This is a genomic window from Streptomyces sp. NPDC096048 (assembly GCF_044763415.1).
GTDB lineage: Bacteria > Actinomycetota > Actinomycetes > Streptomycetales > Streptomycetaceae > Streptomyces.
Genome location: NZ_JBIWGG010000029.1, coordinates 1 through 2,722 on the forward strand (window position 1 = coordinate 1; position 2,722 = coordinate 2,722).

At 71.9% G+C, this 2,722-nt stretch carries 1 protein-coding gene; it reads left to right on the top strand.

All coding sequences use genetic code 11. The features are described from left to right. Window positions 1-2,722: acyltransferase domain-containing protein (locus ACIQ6R_RS37020; RefSeq protein ID WP_404226439.1), on the top strand; the 2,722-nt coding region annotated here is incomplete at both ends.

The following is a 2,722-nucleotide window of genomic DNA, read 5'->3' on the forward strand; positions in this document are numbered from 1 at the left end:
GTGGACTGGTCTGCGGGTGCGGTGGAGCTGCTGACCGGGGTGCGGGAGTGGCCGGGCGGGGAGCGTGTGCGTCGGGCGGGTGTGTCCTCGTTCGGAATCAGCGGTACCAACGCGCATCTCGTCCTGGAACAGCCCGAACCGGTCACCGAGGCGGAGTCCGGCGGTGAGGGCGTCGCTTCCTTGGCCCCGGGTGTGGTGCCGCTGGTGCTGTCCGGGCGGTCGGCGGAGGCATTGCGGGCGCAGGCGGGACGGCTGCGGGAGTTCCTGGCGGCCGGGTCGGCGGATGCGCTGGACGTGGCGTTCTCCCTGGCCACGCAGCGTTCCCGTTTCGATCACCGTGCGGTGGTGCTGGCCGAGGACCGTGACGCGGCGCTCGCGGCGCTGGAGGCGGACCTGCCGAACGCCGGGGTCGTCGAGGGTGTGGCCGCCGGCACGGGGCGCACCGCGTTCCTGTTCTCGGGGCAGGGTTCGCAGCGGCTGGGTATGGGGCGTGAGCTGTATGCGCGTTTCCCGGTGTTCGCGGAGGCGTTCGACGCCGTGTGTGCGGTTTTGGACGGGCACTTGGGGTGTTCGCTGCGTGAGGTGGTGTGGGGTGAGGACGAGTCCGTCCTCGACGGCACTGCGTATGCGCAGGCGGGTCTGTTCGCCGTCGAGGTGGCTCTGTACCGGCTCCTGACGTCGTGGGGTGTGCGGCCGGAGTTCGTGGCGGGGCATTCGATCGGTGAGGTGGCGGCGGCGCATGTGGCCGGGGTGTTCTCGCTGGAGGATGCCTGTGCTCTGGTGGCGGCGCGTGGCTGGCTGATGCAGGCGCTGCCGGCCGGGGGTGCGATGGTGGCGGTGGAGGCCACCGAGGCGGAGGTGTCTGAGCACCTGGAGGCCCTCGCGGGTGTGTCGGTCGCTGCGGTGAACGGCCCGTCGTCGGTGGTCGTTTCCGGTGTCGAGGAGGCCGTTGGGGCGGTGGCCGAGGTGTTCCGGGAGCGGGGACGGCGGGTGAGCCGGCTGCGGGTTTCGCACGCGTTCCACTCACCCTTGATGGAGCCGATGCTCAGCACCTTCCGCCAGGTCGTGGAGTCGCTGTCCTACGAGCGCCCACGAATCCCCGTCATCTCCAACGTGAGCGGTGCTCTGGCGGAACCGGGACAGGTGCAGGACCCCGAGTACTGGGTGCGTCATGTGCGTGAGGCGGTCCGTTTCGACGACGGTGTGCGGGCTCTGGTGGAGCAGGGTGTCTCGCGGTTCGTGGAGCTGGGTCCGGACGGTGTGCTCTGCGGGACGGCGCGTGAGCGTGCGGGTGAGGACGCGGTCCTGGTCCCGCTGCTGCGCAAGGACCGTGACGAGGAGAGCACCGCACTGACCGCCCTCGGACAGCTGCACGTCACCGGTCTGGGCGTCGACTGGGCCGCCGTCCTCGACGGCACCGGCGCCCGTGCCGTCGACCTGCCGACCTACGCCTTCCAGCACCAGCGCTACTGGCCGGCCGGCGCACTGACGCGGGCCGGGGACATGCGCTCCGCCGGTCTCGGCGCCGCCGGGCACCCGCTGCTGGGCGCCGCCGTCGAACTCGCCGGAACCGAGGGTGCGGACGGCGTCGTCCTCACCGGTCGGCTGTCGACGCAGTCACATCCGTGGCTGGCCGACCATGTCGTTCAAGGTGCCGTACTGGTGCCGGGCACGGCCCTGTTGGAGCTGGCCGTCCGGGCCGCCGACGAGGTCGGCTGCGACGCGGTCGAGGAACTGACCCTGTCCACCCCGCTGGTACTGCCCGACCGCAGCGGCATCCACATACAGGTCAGGGTGGGCGCGCCCGACGAGGACGGGCGGTGCTCCTTCGGCGTGCACGCGCGCGCCGAGAACGCCACCGGCGCCCCATGGACCGTCCACGCCACCGGAGTGCTGGCGCCCGGAAGCGCCGCGCCCACCGTCTTCGACACCTCGGTCTGGCCCCCGCAGGACGCCGCGCCGGTCGACGTGAGTGACTGCTACGAGCGGCTCACCGAAGCCGGATTCCACTACGGACCGTCCTTCCAGGGGCTACGTGCCGCCTGGCGGCGTGGCGACGAACTGTTCGCCGAGGTCGCTCTGGCGGACGGGACCGACGGTGACGCCTTCGGCCTGCACCCGGCGCTCTTCGACGCCGCATTGCACGCCTTCGTCATCGGCGACGACGGCCGCGGCGGTGTTCCGTTCTCCTGGGGCGGAGTGCGCCTGCATGCCTCTGGCGCTTCCGCCCTGCGCGTGCGGCTCAGCCGGGACGCCGACGGCACCATGGCCCTGGAACTGGCCGACACCACCGGCGCCCCCGTCGCCTCGGTGGAGTCCCTGACCGTACGCCCGCTGACAGCCGGGCAGCTCGACGCCACCGGCCGCGACTCCCTGTTCCAGGTGGAGTGGGTGTCGGCTCGGCCTGTGAGCAGTGTCACCGGGCTGGGTCCGGTGGGTCTGTTGGACGGTGACGCGGGGCTCGCGAGCCTGTCGGGTGACGGGGTCGTGGCGTTCGCGGATCTGGCGGACCTTGCAGGTGCTGATGAGGTGCCGGGGACGGTGCTGGTCGGTGCCGGTGCCGGTGCATCTGCCGGTGACATCGGTGTGGCCGATGCTGTCCACGCTGCCGCGGTGCGGGCGCTGGGGTTGATCCGTTCGTGGCTGGTGGAGGAGCGGTTCGCCGCTTCGCGGCTGGTGTTCGTGACGTCGGGTGCCGTGGACGGTTCGGATCTGGCCGGGG